The organism is Haladaptatus pallidirubidus (assembly GCF_020700235.1).
Taxonomy (GTDB): Archaea; Halobacteriota; Halobacteria; order Halobacteriales; family Haladaptataceae; genus Haladaptatus; species Haladaptatus pallidirubidus.
Genome location: NZ_CP085301.1, coordinates 1695606 through 1711212, shown reverse-complemented (window position 1 = coordinate 1711212; position 15607 = coordinate 1695606). Strand labels below are relative to the sequence as shown.

Annotated in this window: 16 protein-coding genes and 1 pseudogene; 12 read left to right on the top strand and 5 right to left on the bottom strand. The window is 58.9% G+C overall.

Going from position 1 to position 15607, the window contains the following annotated elements; translation table 11 throughout:
• Positions 1-9: 9 nt before the first annotated feature.
• The gene (locus tag LIX15_RS09395) at positions 10-756 is read left to right on the top strand and encodes a ribonuclease H-like domain-containing protein (RefSeq protein ID WP_227773477.1); all 747 of its coding nucleotides are present in this window, start codon (positions 10-12) and stop codon (positions 754-756) included.
• Positions 757-785: 29 nt separating this feature from the next.
• On the opposite strand, the gene LIX15_RS09390 is transcribed toward LIX15_RS09395, so the two are convergent.
• Positions 786-1445 carry a cyclase family protein gene (locus LIX15_RS09390; protein ID WP_227773476.1) on the bottom strand — a complete coding sequence of 220 codons (660 nt, stop codon included), beginning with the start codon at positions 1443-1445 and terminating at the stop codon, positions 786-788.
• A 152-nt stretch (positions 1446-1597) separates the two neighbouring features.
• Between LIX15_RS09390 and LIX15_RS09385 the strand changes: the two genes are divergently transcribed.
• The 3 genes from LIX15_RS09385 to LIX15_RS09375 all read left to right on the top strand — a co-directional run bounded on the left by LIX15_RS09385 (position 1598) and on the right by LIX15_RS09375 (position 3750).
• The gene (locus LIX15_RS09385; protein WP_227773475.1) at positions 1598-3073 is read left to right on the top strand and encodes an ATPase domain-containing protein; all 1476 of its coding nucleotides are present in this window, start codon (positions 1598-1600) and stop codon (positions 3071-3073) included.
• On the top strand, positions 3066-3446 hold the full coding sequence (locus LIX15_RS09380) for a response regulator (RefSeq protein WP_227773474.1): 381 nt from the start codon (positions 3066-3068) through the stop codon (positions 3444-3446). The genes LIX15_RS09385 and LIX15_RS09380 overlap by 8 nt, the downstream gene beginning before the upstream one ends.
• A 106-nt stretch (positions 3447-3552) precedes the next feature.
• Positions 3553-3750 (top strand): hypothetical protein, encoded by a 198-nt coding sequence (locus LIX15_RS09375; protein ID WP_227773473.1) that lies wholly within the window; start codon positions 3553-3555, stop codon positions 3748-3750.
• Between the two features lie 118 nt (positions 3751-3868).
• On the opposite strand, the gene LIX15_RS09370 is transcribed toward LIX15_RS09375, so the two are convergent.
• A complete protein-coding gene (locus tag LIX15_RS09370; protein ID WP_227773472.1) occupies positions 3869-4609 on the bottom strand; it encodes an HFX_2341 family transcriptional regulator domain-containing protein in 741 nt (246 codons plus the stop codon).
• A gap of 127 nt (positions 4610-4736) precedes the next feature.
• Here LIX15_RS09370 and LIX15_RS33170 point away from each other — a divergent pair.
• The 3 genes and pseudogenes from LIX15_RS33170 to LIX15_RS09355 all read left to right on the top strand — a co-directional run.
• Positions 4737-5219: pseudogene (locus LIX15_RS33170) on the top strand (outer membrane protein assembly factor BamB family protein); the annotation flags it as partial.
• Positions 5220-5250: 31 nt separating this feature from the next.
• A complete protein-coding gene (locus LIX15_RS09360; protein ID WP_227773471.1) occupies positions 5251-5574 on the top strand; it encodes an outer membrane protein assembly factor BamB family protein in 324 nt (107 codons plus the stop codon).
• The gene (locus LIX15_RS09355) at positions 5571-5963 is read left to right on the top strand and encodes a hypothetical protein (RefSeq protein ID WP_227773470.1); all 393 of its coding nucleotides are present in this window, start codon (positions 5571-5573) and stop codon (positions 5961-5963) included. Before LIX15_RS09360 ends, LIX15_RS09355 begins: the two co-directional genes overlap by 4 nt.
• Positions 5964-6013: 50 nt before the next feature.
• Here the strand turns inward: LIX15_RS09355 and LIX15_RS09350 are convergent, their stop codons facing one another.
• The gene (locus LIX15_RS09350) at positions 6014-7276 is read right to left on the bottom strand and encodes an MFS transporter (protein ID WP_227773469.1); all 1263 of its coding nucleotides are present in this window, start codon (positions 7274-7276) and stop codon (positions 6014-6016) included.
• Positions 7277-7601: 325 nt separating this feature from the next.
• Between LIX15_RS09350 and LIX15_RS09345 the strand changes: the two genes are divergently transcribed.
• The gene (locus LIX15_RS09345; RefSeq protein WP_227773468.1) at positions 7602-8666 is read left to right on the top strand and encodes a twin-arginine translocation signal domain-containing protein; all 1065 of its coding nucleotides are present in this window, start codon (positions 7602-7604) and stop codon (positions 8664-8666) included.
• A 39-nt stretch (positions 8667-8705) separates the two neighbouring features.
• On the opposite strand, the gene LIX15_RS09340 is transcribed toward LIX15_RS09345, so the two are convergent.
• Entirely contained in the window at positions 8706-10121 is a 1416-nt protein-coding gene (locus LIX15_RS09340; RefSeq protein ID WP_227773467.1) for an ABC transporter permease family protein, read from the bottom strand.
• Positions 10122-10635: 514 nt separating this feature from the next.
• On the opposite strand from LIX15_RS09340, the gene LIX15_RS09335 reads away from it, so the two are divergent.
• From LIX15_RS09335 to LIX15_RS09320, 4 genes are all read left to right on the top strand, one after another.
• Positions 10636-11871 (top strand): MFS transporter, encoded by a 1236-nt coding sequence (locus LIX15_RS09335; protein ID WP_345412651.1) that lies wholly within the window; start codon positions 10636-10638, stop codon positions 11869-11871.
• A gap of 311 nt (positions 11872-12182) precedes the next feature.
• Positions 12183-12332, top strand: a complete 150-nt coding sequence (locus LIX15_RS09330) for a hypothetical protein (protein WP_227773465.1) — start codon at positions 12183-12185, stop codon at positions 12330-12332.
• Positions 12333-12595: 263 nt separating this feature from the next.
• Positions 12596-13669: a pyruvate dehydrogenase (acetyl-transferring) E1 component subunit alpha gene (gene pdhA, locus LIX15_RS09325; protein ID WP_227773464.1), complete on the top strand. Its 1074-nt coding sequence runs from the start codon at positions 12596-12598 to the stop codon at positions 13667-13669.
• On the top strand, positions 13662-14630 hold the full coding sequence (locus tag LIX15_RS09320) for an alpha-ketoacid dehydrogenase subunit beta (RefSeq protein ID WP_227773463.1): 969 nt from the start codon (positions 13662-13664) through the stop codon (positions 14628-14630). Before pdhA ends, LIX15_RS09320 begins: the two co-directional genes overlap by 8 nt.
• 432 nt (positions 14631-15062) lie before the next feature.
• Here LIX15_RS09320 and LIX15_RS09315 read toward each other — a convergent pair whose 3' ends face one another.
• The gene (locus tag LIX15_RS09315; RefSeq protein ID WP_227773462.1) at positions 15063-15425 is read right to left on the bottom strand and encodes a HalOD1 output domain-containing protein; all 363 of its coding nucleotides are present in this window, start codon (positions 15423-15425) and stop codon (positions 15063-15065) included.
• Positions 15426-15607: the final 182 nt, after the last annotated feature.

Sequence of the window (15607 nt, the reverse complement as noted above, 5' to 3'; positions counted from 1 at the left end):
CATCCGGCAATGCGAATCGAGAACAGTTTCATTCCCGTCCGCGGGGTGGGCGAGAAGACGGAGCAGAAACTGTGGCAAAACGGGGCAACCGATTGGGACGAGTTCGATCCGTCGCTCGTCGGCAACGCGACGGGTGACAGAATCGAGTCGTTCATCGCCACGGCGAGCGAGCAACTGGACGACGGCAATTCGCGGTACTTCGCGTCCGAATTTCCGAGCGGCGAGAACTGGCGACTGTACGAGAACTTTCGGGAGAGCACCTGTTTTTTCGACATCGAAACGACCGGCCTGAGCAAGTATTCGAGCGTCGTCACGACCGTCAGTTTGCATCGAGGCGGCGAGACGAAGACGCTCGTTCGCGGCGACGACCTCACGACCGATGCCCTCCGGCACGAGTTTTCAGAATCCGACCTGCTCGTTTCGTTCAATGGCAAGCGGTTCGACCAACCGTTTTTGGAACACAACTTCGACCTGTCGATGGACGCCCCACACCTCGATTTGATGTATACCTGTAAGCGACTCGGCCTCTCCGGCGGCTTGAGCGCGGTGGAAAACGAACTCGGCGTCGGCCGCGGCGGCATGGATATCGGCGGGCGGGACGCGGTTCGACTCTGGCACCAGTACGAGGCGGGCGACGAGGAGGCGCTGGACACCCTCGTTCGGTACAACCAGTACGACACGCAGAATTTGAAAACCATTTTGAATACTGTTACGGAGACGCTTCACGACGACGTGTTCGCATGCCATCTGCCCTGAGCGCAACCGCGGGAGAGCCCCGTTTACGCTCAATACTCCGCAACCGCACGAATCGGCGCACCATCGGCATTCCGCACAGAAAGCGGCAATGCGGAGAGCGCGAACCGACGCGGCAATCCGTCGAGATTGGTCAGATTTTCCACGATGAGGTGGTCGGTTTCGAGCAGTTCGTGGTGGGCGGGAACGCCCGTCGGTTCGTCGGCGTCTTCAGGCCCCGGTTCGTCGGTCGCGTTTTCGCTTGGCGTCGGGTCGACGTTTAGCGCGTCGATGCCGACGTGGTAGTCGTGGTTTGCGCACCACCTCGCGGTTTCGGCTGTCAGATAGGGGTGGTTGAAATAGTCGTCAGTTCCCCAATGGGCGTCCCATCCGGTGTAAAAGACGAGCAGGTCGTCGTCGGTCGATTCGGGAAGGTCGGCGGGGCGAATCGGTTCGCGTGCCTCTTTCTCCCGACAGTCAACCAGCAGTGCGTCGAAAACGAACGTTTCGATAGGAAACGAATCGAGAGTTCGGCCCTCGGGTTCGGTGTGGCGAGGCGCATCGACGTGGGTTCCGCTGTGGGTTCCGAGTTCGAGGTCGGTGACCCGATAGCCGTCCGCCTTGTGGGTGGCGTGCGGCGTGCAGTTCACGGGCGGGTCGCCGGGGTACACCGTCGCGCCCGAGTGGAGCGAATGCGAACAATCGCGGTACATCCTCGTTTGTTCGAATGCGCCGTCGAAATAAAACTGCGCTGGTTGTTCGAATTTTATAAATCATTGAACGACTACCACACTTAGATGTTTTCGAGACTGCGCACTTCGGTAGAAATATACCGTTCCACTGAGCAGGTATAGCAACGCTGCGCATGAGTAACAGCCAACTGACAAAAATACCGACCGGAACATCGGGGCTCGACGAAATTTTGCGAGGGGGGTTCATTGCGAAACGAAGCTACCTTCTTCGAGGCGACCCGGGGACAGGAAAGACGATTCTCGGAATGAACTATCTCACCGCCGGCGTCGAGGCCGGTGAGACGGTTCTGTTCGTCAACCTTGAGGAAACCGCGGATGACATTCGGGACAACGCATCGACGCTCGACATCGACCTCTCGAACGTTCACTTTCTCGATTTGAGTCCGGATTCTGACGTGTTCGTCGATGAACAATCATACGATATTTTCAGACCGAGCGAAGTCGAACAGGAACCGCTTACGCGGGCAATTACGGAGCGGGTCGAATCCATCGACCCCGACCGGGTGTTCATTGACCCGCTCACCCGTCTGCGGCATCTGACCTCGGACGAGTATCAGTTCCGAAAGCAGGTCATCGCGTTTATGCACTATCTGAAAGAGCAGGGTGCGACGGTTCTCTTTACCTCCCAACACAGCGACGAATCATCTGACGACGACTTGCAGTACATGACCGACGGCACGATTGAACTGAAACATTCCACGCACGGGCGTACCATCAGCGTCCCGAAATTCCGCGGCTCGTCGGTCAACGAGGGCGACCACGCTATGCGAATTCAATCGGGGGGCCTCGCGGTGTATCCAAACATTTCACCGATCAACCACTCCCGAACGTTCGAAATCGAATCCGTCTCTTCGGGCGTTCCAGAAGTCGACCAACTGCTCCACGGCGGTCTCGAACGCGGGACCATCAGCATCTTTAGCGGCCCGACCGGCGTCGGGAAGACGACGGTCGGTACGCAGTTCATGAAAGAGGCCGCGGGCAGAGGTGAGCGGTCCGTCATGTATATGTTCGAGGAAACGCTGGAGACGTTCCGCCAACGGAGCGAAACCATCAACATCCCGGTCAAACAGATGCAAGAACAGGGGTCGCTCGAAGTGGAGGAGATGAAACCCCTCGACTGCTCCGCCACCGAGTTCGCCTACCGAGTTCGGAAAGACGTGGAGGAAAACGACACCAGCATCGTCATGATTGACGGTATCGACGGCTACAAGCTCTCCCTTCGGGAAGACAACGAACGCGTGTTGGTGAGAAAACTCCACTCGCTCTGTCGCTACCTCAAGAACATGGGCGTTACCGTCATCCTCGTGGACGAAATCGACACCATCACCGGCGAGTTCCAAGCCACGGAAGCCGGAATCAGCTATCTCGCGGACAATATAATCTTTCTGCGCCACCTCGAAGTTACGGGCGAGATGCGAAAGGCCATCGGCGTGTTGAAAAAGCGAACGAGCGACTTCGAGCGCACGCTCCGCGAGTTCGAAATCACCGAACATGGTCTCAAAGTTGGAGAACCACTCACCCAACTCAACAGCGTTCTCTCGGGTTCGCCGGAGATGGCCCAACAGTCATCGGAGACGCACGATGGGTGAGGCGGCACTCATCCTCGCTCTCGGGAAGCGCGAACGAAACCTCGAACTGCTCGCCGGATTACTCGAAAACGGCGGCTACGACGTCGAAATAGCGACGAGCATGGACGAGTTCGACGAACTGCTCTCCGTTCGGGACGACGTGGCGCTCGCCGTCCTCGACGTGGACGGCTTCACCGAGGACATCTGGAAGCGGTGCGAACAACTCAACAACCGCGACATTCCGATGCTTGTCCTCGCCGCGCAGATACCGCCAGCGATGCGTCAGAAGGCGGTCAGCAGGGGCGCACAAACGATTCTCGAAAAGCCGGTGGACAAGGCGGATTTGCAGGCGACGATACGCGGTCTGATGGAATACATTCGGATGAACGGATAGCGGTCGAGGTAACTCCGGCGGAGTGACCGAATTGGTACACTTCAGGCGAAGAGTCTACGGGCGTGCTAATTTTTTGTGGAGAAGTGATTTGCCGTGGGGCAAACCGATGACGAGTAGCGTCCGTCCGACGACGATTGATGGGGAGGGCCGAAGCGTCGGCGGGGATTCAGGGGTGGTCGTGGAGGTTCGGCGAACTGGACTCGGTTGTACCGGAGTCCAGCGAGGGTCGAAGTGGGGGGGAACCAACGCCCGGGTATCGTCGGGGACGCGTGGGGGAGGGCGCTACGTCGTCATCAACTACTGATTCGTTCGATACCTATTCAGTACTATCACAAAACTATCGATAGTATCAAAACTATTCATAATCTCATTACTTCGCATACTATTCTAACTAATAATTGCTTTCGAAGTGTCTATTCTCATTATAGTTTATGTCGAAACGCACGAAGCACGTCCCGGCCCGTTTCGGTCAGCGTCACCTGTTTTTGGCGGCCAACTTTTGAGACGTTCACGTAGCCATCTCCGGCGAGTGGGTCGACGATATTGGCGTTTAACAGTGCGAACTTCGCCTTGTCGTTCGCTGGGCTGCTCTCCGAGATGAACGACAACTCTGCGCTCTCGGCGTAGTTGATGATGTCCTTTTTCTTCGGTGTGTACACTTCCGTGTCTGCCTCCTCCAAGTAATCCATCACGGCGACTTGGTCGCGCGTCGGTGATTCGATTGGATATGTCGGGAGAACTTCTTCGCCGACGTAGCCGTAGCTTTGGCGTTCGTCCCGGTCTTGGTGCGCGTATCCTTCCGGTTCGACGTAGTACGCCGTGGCGTTCGTCGCCATGCAGGCGATTGCCGCGCCGACAGCGGAGAGCTTCGACCCGCTCGAAACGTTCACGCGCACGATGTCGTCCTCGTGGTCGGAGACGAGCGTCGTCACAACGCCGAGCACGTCGTAGATGTCGAGCAGATCGACGGCCTCGCTTCGAACGTCGATACCGTCGTTCGCCAGAACCGATTTCAGTTCGTCGTGATACACCGGGCGCTCGTTCGGCGGGCCGTCGTGTTCGAGAAGATAGAGGACATCGACACCGTGTTTTCGAACCGGTTCGACGATTCGGTCGTACTCGTACCCGAGCGGAGCGATGTGAACTTCGTCGATGGACTGCATTACTCGGTCGTTCACCCGCGACTCGTTAAATCCAATGGATGTTGGTGTCTATTGTTCGCTATTCCTCTTCGTTTCCAAGGACGAGTGCGAATGAGACGACCGACACGAGCAGTAATGCCAGTACGAAATAGCCGCACCACGTGCCCGTCGGAAGCGAGACGGGGGCGACGAACGACAGGGAGGCGTATGCTACAGCGCGCGACCGGGTCTATACTCCGTTGTCGATGTCCGTGCCGAGTGGAAGCTCGTAGCAGGCAGTTTCTTCCGCGAAATTCTCCGCGTCGGAAACACCATTTTCATTTCGGCACGGGTCGGCAGTTCGGACGGTCTCGTCGCATTGGATGCAGAGAGCGGGATTCCGCGCTGGGAATCCAACCGAGATTGGGTTCCTCTCGCCTGCATGGACAGCGTTTTCGTCGGAACCGGGGATTCGGGTTCAGTCGCTGGTGGTCTCGACGCGAAAACTGGCGACAAACTCTGGGAACTGTCCCGAACTGGATTCCCCGGTAACGCCCCCTCTCCTCTTCTCTCCGTCCCCACTATTGCAAACGGAACGCTCTACGGCGGCACCAAAACGCTCCATGCGGTGGACGTTCAGGACGGAACGGTAAAGTGGTCGGCTGATGCGGTCGGGTTCGTGGATGACGACCGACGGGGACGCCGTTTACCCCGCCCGAGACGGTCACATCGTCGCGCTCGACGCGTCCGATGGAACCACGCGATGGGACGCGTCGACCAACCTATTGACCGACGTTTCCGGCCTCGCAGTCACAAACGAGGCGATTTACGCCGGGGTCGATTCCGGTGTTGTCGCACTGGATTCCGAAACCGGTGAGCAACTGTTCGCGTTCAGTTCGGATTCGGCAGTCGGCGGCAGTCCGCCTGCCGTCGTCGGTGACAGGGTGTGCGTCGGCATTGGCGAAACGATGGTCGCACTGGAGGAAACAAGACTGACGAGGGCATGATAAGCGGTGCAGGTAAAAACCGTGCCATCCGGCGCATCAGAACCGCACTCGACAAACCACTTCGCATCCTCGGTGTCTGGTGGTGTCTGGCCATCTCCGTCAGTAGCTTTCTCACCATGTTTCTTAACGCGTGGTTCGTCCATCCACTTCCGCTCTCGCCATTGGATTTCGGGTCGATTGGAACGCTCTTCGTCGCCGTCCTTTTCGTCGCGTACCGTCCCAATGTCGGATTCGGAAAAACGTTCGCGTTCAGCATCGTCACGCTGGTCGTTTTCACTGTACTCAGTTTTGTTACCGCGGGTGAATTTTTCCTCGACTCCGATGTTTTCGGGTCGATGTACCCTGCTCTCGACATCGCGCTTCTCTCGATAGCCGCGGTTTTGTTCTGATACGCGCTGGTTTTGCGAACGATTGAGCCGTCGGAATGATTCAAAACGGATCATTTCGAAAGTGCGGTCGCACCGGCGAACAGTACCGAACCGGCCATCATGACCGCGAGCAGGCCGAACGCGACGGCGAATCCGGCCCCGTCAGCGATGACCCCGACGACCGCTGGCGCAATTGCGCCGACGCCCATCAGTAAGGTTCGAACGAGGCCGAGGCCGCCGCCGGCTACGTCGCCCGGAATCGTCGCTGAGAGGTAGGCACCGCGAATCGGGCGAAAGCCGTGACTCCCGAGTCCGAACGCGACGACGGTTGCCCCGAGGACGAGCGCGCTCGCTTGTCCGACGACGACTAACATTCCGAGTGAACCCGCCGCGACGGCGAGAACCGCGATGGTGAGCGGCAGTCGTCCGATTCGGTCGGAGAGGTCGCCGGTGACGATTTGGACGAAACTCACGGCGAACAGCGCGCTGTAGACGAGCGAGGCGGTTCCGTCGGTCAACCCCCGGTCGGTAAGGTAGAGGGGGAGGAACGCCACGACGCCGTTGTACGCGAAGCCGAAACAGAGCGTCACCCCGACGAACAGCGAGAGTCGACGGTTTTGGAACAGCGAGAGGTACCGCTTGAACGCGATGTTCGTCTCCGAGTTCGCTCCCGAATTCGTTTCGGAACCGGCGCGATTCGGGTTGTTCGCGCCGCCAGTGCCGTCGATGTCGGCGTCGTCACGCCCATCCGATGCCCGGCGCGGGACGTGTGAGAAAACGCCAGCAGCGAGCGCGACCCCCGTGATTGCGCCGACGAGAAAGAGCGCGTGCCAGTCTCCCGCATCCGTTACGACAACGACCGCGGTAGGTGCCGCGACTCCGCCAAACGTGCCGAGGGTGTCGAACAGGCCGAGAGCGCGCCCGGTTTTGTTCGGGTAGACGCGCGCTAGCAGTCTGATGGAAACCGTCTTGTGGACGCCCGTCCCGAAGCCGATGAGGAGCATTCCGCCGAGGAGGACGGCTAACGGCGCGGCAATTCCGAGAATCAGTGCGCCGCTTGCTGCGACCACCGAACCCGCCACGATGACCTGTACCGCCCCGAACCGATCGGCGAGGACTCCGCTTGGAAACTGCATAAGCGAGTAGCCTATCATCATCGCCGTGAACGCCGCTCCGAGAAATGCGTTCGAAACGCCGAACTCCGCCTGATAGACGGGAAACAGGGCCGGAAGGGCGTACCGGAGAAACTTCGCGAGAAACCAAATTCCGGCCGTCAGCAACAGTGTGTCGTAGTGGAAAACGCGCCAAAATCGGTCGGACACACCAGTTGCCATCACCCTACTGCTCTCTATGCGACCAATAAAAAGTGGACGGAAGCGGCGATACAGACCGCCCTGGAAGAATAACGAGTGATAGAACGTCTCTCGTATCTCTTCCTTGTCGCGAGAACTACTTAAACGGATCCGCCTGAATTCGGACGGGTGATTTCCGAAACGCACGCCGCGGGCCGACGAACTCACTTACCGACTGCGAAGGCGATTTCCTGTCGGCAACAGCGGTCCGAAACCGTTGAAACCGAGCCGTCGGGTTTCGATGCCGATATCGGATTCGACCCCCGAACCAACACCCTCATTCGAACGCTCGCACAACTGTCTCTTAATGCACCGTCGAACGTTTCTCCGCACCGGAACGGCACTTGCAGGAGGAACCGCCCTCACGGGTTGTCTCGAATCGCTTGGATTTCGGACGCAGTCCGCGTGGCGCGACCCGCCTATCGTCGAAAACCGCCCCGACGCCGTCTACTACCCCGCCTACATGGAGGGGATGGAAATGTACGGAATGGCCGAAGGCGGAGAGTTCTGCTTCGCCCTGATGTACTCCTATCCCCATCGGTTCTGGAACGTCGCCGGTCGGTCGAGCAACAAGGTCGTCGTCCAGTCGGACGACTCTCTCCATCTCATGCTTTCCCTCTGGGACGCGAAGACGAACACCGTCGTTCCCGCGGACATGCAGTTGACGATTACGAAAGGCGAGGAGACGGTCGATGACCGCGCTCCGTGGCCGATGCTGTCTCAGACTATGGGGTTTCACTACGGAGATAACGTCACGCTCGACGGCGACGGTTCGTACACCGCGACGATAGAGGTCGGGTCGATAGGGGCGCGCCGAACCGGAGAATACGCCTCCCGATTGGAAGACGGCGCGTCCGCGACCATCGACTTCGATTTCGACACCGAGCAGGTGTACGACGTGGAGTACCGAGAAACCGGCGACAAACAGGGTTCCCGTGATGCGCTCGAACCGATGATGGAGGACGTTCCCGCGGGTCGCGCGCCCGGCCCGCGGGAACTGCCGGGAACCGTCCTCGGAACGGAATCGTCTGGGGACGCGGATTTCGTCGCTACGATTATCGAACCGTCGAACCGATTCACCGACGGAAACAAACCTTATCTCGCGGTGTCGCCGCGGACGCCCTACAATCGAATCGTGCTCCCCCGGATGTCGCTTTCCGCGAAACTGGTTCGAAACGAAAAGACGGTTTCGAAGGCATCGCTCACTTCGGCGCTTGACCCGAAACTCGACAACCATTACGGAACCGCCGTCGAGGACATCCAATCCGGTGATACGCTACGACTCACGGTCGATTCGCCGCCGCAGGTCGCTCGTCACGACGGCTACGAGACGGCGTTCATGGGAATGGCGCCGATGGAGTTCACCGTCTGAGGTTCGCATTCGGTGTTCGGGAATTACGCGAACGCGAATCTACGACACGAATGCCGGGTCTACCGTCCGAAGCGAGATGAGCCACAAACTGACGACGGTATACGCAATCATCACGACGATAAACGGGTACTGACTTCGAACCGCTTGGATTCGGCTGGGAAACGTCGCGTAGGCTTCTGCGTGCGCGAGCCACACCGCGAGCACGTGACCGACGAGAATGAACGCGATGGTGAGGCCGCCGAACCACCCCGGTCGGGTCAACACGAGCGGATTCGCGGACGGCGAAAACGGCGAGACGACTGAACCGACGAACGACGGAAGCAAGGAGACGAAAAAGCCGAAGTAGTGCGCGAGGTGGTATCCCGCGGCGATGGCGAGTAGGGGCGGTGCAAATCGAACGGCCATCGTCCGCGGCGTAAGGTATGTTTCACCGGTTTTCCGGGCGAGTTGGGCCGCCAGCCAGAACGCCCCAAGGAAGAGGAGGTAGCCACCGACGAACAGCGCGCCGTAGACGACGAGCGGCGGAACTCCCCACCCGACGACTGCACTGATGAACTCGACGCCGGTTGTCGTGGTGACGAACCCGCTGAATGTGAGTTCCCATATCAGCGCGACGATAAACGCGATGTCGGCCGTCTTCGATACGATTCCCGATTCGGGAAGGTCGAATCCCGGCGGGCGAAGTGATACACCGTTTTCAGACCAGCGGAGCGGCCCGACGCTTCCGTAGAACCGGAACGTAACCGACAACGGGTCGGCGTTCGAAAACCACGATTTCGGCGTGTAAAAGAGCGCCCCGGCGAGCGTGACGATGGAATACGCACAAATCGCGGTCGCGAGCAGTGCGGGCTCCTTGTTGACGGGCGTAACCGTTTCCAGCCACACGAGGGCCAGCAGTCCGGCGACTGCTGGCCACCGTCCGAGACGGGCCGGATACCGACGACCGAGATTGGGCAGCAGTTCGGCTATCGTCCGCCACGGGTTCAGGGCGGGCCAGACGTTTCCGACGAGGTAGACGACCATCGTTAGCCCCGCGCGGACGCCCGCGAACACGAGGATAACGGCGGCGTTCGCGGTCGGAACTTGCGGGCCGACGAATCCTCGATAAACGATGATTACGAGTCCGGCAACGCCGACGAATCGGGCGAGGTATACGATTCCCTGCCGGAGCGGCAGCTGTGCCGAAACCGGTTTCCGCCAGTCGTGCACCGACCGAATGAACTCCCGGTCCGTGATGACGCTCGCTAAGAGGGCCGACGCGCCGATAACCGCCCCGCCGGTCGCCAAGTACAACCACTGTGGCACCGCGAGCGTCTCGCTCGAAGCGTCCGAAAGCCCGACGGCCGCGTTGCTCGCAATCACTACGTCGATGAGCGCGAGGCCGAAGAAACACCCGATTACGGCGGTTCCGAGCGACCGTACGGTCGCGTGCCAAGGAGGCTCGTTGGAGGCCATCGAATATCGATAGTTCGTGGCGCACTGCTGTTGTAGTTGTCGAAGGGATGTTTCTCCCTAACCTGCTCTCTTCCCGTTCCGCTACGGTCGGTCGTATTCCACCGTCAGCGTTCCGTTGACCTGCTCCTCGTCCCAAAGAACGCCGTCCGCTTTCGTCCGGAGTTCGGTAAGCGCTTCCGCATCATGCGTCGTCAAATCGATGCTCAGGAGCACACAGCCGAAATCATCGAACCGGCTCGCAGCCGAACCGATGAACGAGATGCCCGTTGAGGGTCGTATCTGTCAGAACACAGCACGGCGAGCGGTGTTTCCGAACTCTTTTTGAGACATTTGGGTAATTAGTAAGAGTGATGGATACGAACAGGCCGCCCTCTCTCTTTTCTTCTGCTGTTCCCGCGGCGGATTTCACAGCAACGACGATCCGCACTGACCCGGAGAGAGTGGTGTCACGAGAAGCCGAGTGGAAACGATGGTGAGGCCACTCCCGAGACGCCTGGACGAGGCCGCCGAGCGGATGTCCAATCGATTCCGGAGAGCGGTCGGCGGTCAGTACGTCGTCATCGGCGCGGTCATCGTCAGCACGTTTTTCATCGGCTTCGGCGGCGGCGTGATTTTTCCGATCTTACCGAACCTCGGCGCTGTCCTCGGTATTTCCCCGTTCTTGGTCGGGATAATTCTGAGCGCAAATCGGTTTTCGCGGCTGTTCGCGAACGCACCGGCCGGTAGTCTCGTCGATCGAGTTGGAACGAGAAAACCGTTCGTCATCGGCATGTTCGTTCAGGGGTTCGCCACCTTCGGTTACGTGTTCGCCATGCTCGCCCCAATCCCCGAAGCTTGGTTTCTGGCTGCGCGGCTCCTCTGGGGCGTCGGGAGCGCGCTCGTCTTCGCGACCGCCTACACGATTGCCGCCGACGTTAGCGACGGCGGCTCGCGCGCGGCGAACATGGGACTCATCAGAGGAGGCGTTCTCTTCGGCTTTCCGACGGGCGTGGTGATGGGCGGTATCGTGAGCGAACTCTTTGGAACCGTCGTCGCCTTCGTCGTCGCCACCGTCTTCGCCTTTTTCGCCAGCGTCGTCGCGCACGTGACGGTTCCCGAAACGCACGTCGAAGGGGGAGTCGATAAGTCGGTCAAACCGTGGGACATCAACACGAGTCTCCCCGCCCTCACGGTCGGAATGGTGAATTTCTCGGTCTTGTTCGTCTACATCGGCGCGTTGTTCGCCACGCTCGTGGTGTTCCTCGACCAAAATCAGCTCAGCGTCTTTGGGTTCGACGCGCAGGGGTCGTCGGGCATTTTCATGGGTATCACTGTAATCGCCGCGGGGGTATCAATGTACTTCGGCGGCTACGTGAGCGACCGCAAACAGTCGCGTGTCCCGATACTCCTCTGCTTTCTGGGTGCCACGTCGCTCGGATTCGTTCTCCTCACCGCCGCGGATTCGATACCAACCCTGGTGGTCGCCTGCCTGTTCGTCGGTATCGGACAGGGAGGGACGAGCGGGCCGCTGATGGCGCTGTTAGGTGACCTCGTTCCCGACGGCGAGATGGGACGTGCCGTGGGAACAAACAACGTGTTTGGAGATATTGGCGGTGGATTCGGCCCGATAGTTACGCTCCCGCTGGTCGATAGCATCGGTTTCTGGCCCATTTATCTCTCCTGTGCGGCTCTTCCGCTGTTCGCGGCGATTATCCTCCTCGGCGGCGTCCGCCGAGAAACCGGTCGCTTTCTTCCGAGCGTCGAGCCGTAAGACCTCGTAGGTGGTACCCATTCGCTGCAATCTCGGAGTGCAGGAATCGCAACTGGTATCCTTTCGAAATCGACGTCGGTAGACGTTCGTTGTAGTCGGCCTTATCTGCGTCTTTATTTCCTTTCGATGGTCGTACCGTTCGATCGGTCTCCGTGCCTGATTTGGTGGCTCTACCGGCCTCGGGTACCAGTCGCATTCCAACCTCCAGGGCCGATGGCATATCCTGCCACTCACCGTACGCAATCAGTGATGCACCCCGGTGTACTGCTACCAGATACGATCCCGTCCACCGAGGTCGGAGACACGGTTCGATGCTCTCGAAGCGATTCCTGAACGATTCCTGTACATCGACCTCGCTCGCGCTCTTGCATCCGGGTGGAACGAGGATTCTCGGCGTTTTCTTGACGACGGACGCGGAACAGGATGTTGAGGCCTGCGATTGTTCGGAGCGGGCACCTTGATTCCGATACATTACACCGATTGCGAGGTGTTTTTGGTCGCCGCTATCCGACTTTCAGCGACCGGTCGGGAAAGCCGGTTCGGGTGACCGCGTCGCATACGTCGCGCACGGCGATACGTACACGTTCGAAATCTCCACAGACCGGCGGTAGGCTAGTCGCTCGGAAACCGATAATCCTTCACCGGAGAGACGGCAACAGCACCGGCGTTTTCGCTCCAAAATCTGCCAGAAGCGGGTTAAGGCTGTGGAACGACTACCGTTGCCATGCCCATCGAGGACATTGCCCAGTTCACAATCAAATCCGTACAGGTGCTCTCCGAAGAGGGTACCGTCGATGAAGACCTCGCCCCCTCGCTGACCGATGACCAACTACTGGAGATGTACGAACAGATGAAACGCTCCCGTCGCCTCGACGAGCGGGCCATCTCGCTACAGCGCCGTGGCGAACTGGGAACATACGCCCCCGCTATCGGACAGGAGGCGGCGCAGGTCGCCAGCGCATTTGCCTTGGCGGATGACGACTGGCTCGTCCCGTCCTTTCGCGAACAGGCCGCGCTCCTTGCTCGCGGTACCCCGCCGCATCAAATTCTCTGGTACGCACTGGGGATGGAAGAAGGAGCGGTGATTCCGGCGGGTAAACACGCGTTTCCGCCAGCTATTCCCGTCGGAACCCAGCCACTGCACGCCGTCGGAATCGGCTGGGGGGAGGCGTTACAGGGTCGGTCGAACGTCGCCATCACGTACTTCGGCGACGGTGCGACCAGCGAGGGAGACGTTTACGAAGCGCTCAATTTCGCCGGAGTTTACGGCGCTCAAACGGTCTTTATCTGCCAGAACAATCGATACGCCATCTCGACCCGACTTGCGAACCAAACAGCCGCGGAGACGCTTGCACAGAAAGCCGTCGCGGCGGGTATCGACGGCGTCCGCGTTGACGGTAACGACGTTCTGGCGGTCTACCGCGTCGCACGGAACGCCATCGAGAAGGCCCGAAATGGGGAACCGACGCTAATCGAGACTCTCACGTATCGTCGCTCGATGCACACGACTTCCGACGACCCGTCCGTCTACCGGGAGGCCCAGGAAGAAGAGGAGTGGGAGGCCCGCGACCCAATCGTTCGCTTCCAAGTGTTCCTCATGGAACGAGGGGTACTCGACGAGGAGACGAAATCCGAAATCGACGAGCGCATCGAAACAGAAATCGGCGATGCGATCGACCGAGCGAAGACGGGACGTGAGGAAATCGACCCGGCGGATATGTTTCGATTTGCCTATGGGGAGATGCCGCCGGAAGTCGAACGGCAGTTCGAAGCGTTCGAGGGTGGTATGCATGGCTGAACGGCTCAGAATGATCGAAGCCGTCCGCGAGACGTTGCGGTCGGAGTTGGAACGCGACGACGACGTTATCGTTTACGGGGAGGATGTCGGTCGCGCCGGTGGGGTGTTCCGAGCGACCGAAGGACTCATTCACGACTATCCGAACCGAGTGTTCGATGCACCGGTTGCGGAGGCTGGCATCGTCGGGGTCGGGGTCGGTCTCGCCGCCACGGGATTACGACCGGTTCCGGAAATCCAGTTCCAGAGCTTCCTGTACCAGGGATTCCACCAACTCGCTCAGCACGTCGCACGCATCCGAAGTCGAACTCGAGGGTCGGTCGAGTGTCCGATGACGATACGGACGCCCTACGGCGGTGGTATTCATGCGCTGGAGCTTCACTCCGAGAGCTTCGAAGCCGGATTCGCCCACATTCCCGGTTTGAAAGTAGTTTTTCCCTCGTCACCGGCGGAGACGAAAGGTCTGCTCACGGCTGCCATTCGACATCCTGACCCCGTTGTATTCATGGAGCCGACCCGTCTATACCGGTCGTTCCGCGAGGACGTCCCGGACGATTACGAAATCCTACTGGGCGAGGCACGGGTCGTTGAACCCGGCGACGACGTTACGGTCATCGCTTGGGGGTCGATGTTGCGCGAGACGCTCGACGCCGTCGAAACCATCGACGCCGACGTCGAGGTTATTGACCCTCGAACGCTGTATCCGCTCGATACGGAGACGATCGTTAACTCCGTAAAGAAAACGGGGCGGTGCGCCGTAGTCCACGAGGCACCGATGACTGCCGGAATGGGGGCGGAAATTACTGCCCGAATCACCGAAGAGGCGTTTCTCTATCTCGAAGCACCGACGGAGCGCGTAACCGGGTACGACGTACCGTTTCCGTTGTTCGCACGGGAAGACGACTACGTGCCCGACGCCGACCGCATCACGGAGGGAATCCGCCGAGTCATGGAATTCGGGTGATGCCCCCCTACTACGGCTGTCACTGTCGAAGCGGTCATCGAAGAGTAGGACGGATTGACCACCGCTGTTCTACTGTCTCAGGCGAGTTACTCGTCTATATCGAACCGATTGTGTCGTTCGTGGGTTTCATTAACGGGACTCGAACTAATCGAAATGCCCCGATCCGACGTACTCCGGGATTGATAGAACTCTCTCCGCCCTCAATTATCCGGACCGGGATTTATTATAGCAATATACGATTTATAAAAACGTAAAATACCGTTTTCAGCTGGTAGAGGGGATATTGTGGAGTATTTCACTGGAAGTAGTGGTGTGTGGGTTACTTCCGCCTTCGTTTGTAAGCGGAAGTGGAACTCGGCGGGTCGCTGCCCTCGGGGAAACATATTTCGTCCGTTCACAAGGTACATCTCTTCAGAATTTGGATTTCTGCCCTCAAGGCCATCCTAGGTGAGAAGGGAATGTTCGTCTTCGAATACCGCTGTTTTGGATAACCTCCTCTATGTCCACGGGGATAGTAATACTCTCGTCACTCCTGATAATCACCCGATGACCTGAGGCAGAAAACTTGATCACCAGATTTCCCTCTTCTTGACCAATTACCGCGGTATCGAACAATGTATCGAGCGCTTCGGGATCGATCGACTCGTAGAGTAACTTAAGTTCCGCTGGCGCAACCCCTTCGACCGCTGCAAGTGCCTGGACTACTGCCTTACTTGGTGGTTCGTCGCTGGAATATCGCGTGTGAAACGCGTTTTCGGAATCGTCTGGTGGTGAATCGTCCCCTCGGTCGGTCATTTTCACCTGAGTTCCTTGAACGAGTTACTGGGTCATGGTGGGCTATTTTGGGACAAGAGTTACTTTGTGATGCTTCCCGCATGAGGACTCTAGCGAAGAGACTCTGGAACCGGCTTAGTGGGTCGGATCAAACGGACTTTTACTTATGTGCAACGCACAATGGGTAGTCGAGATCGTTCGTC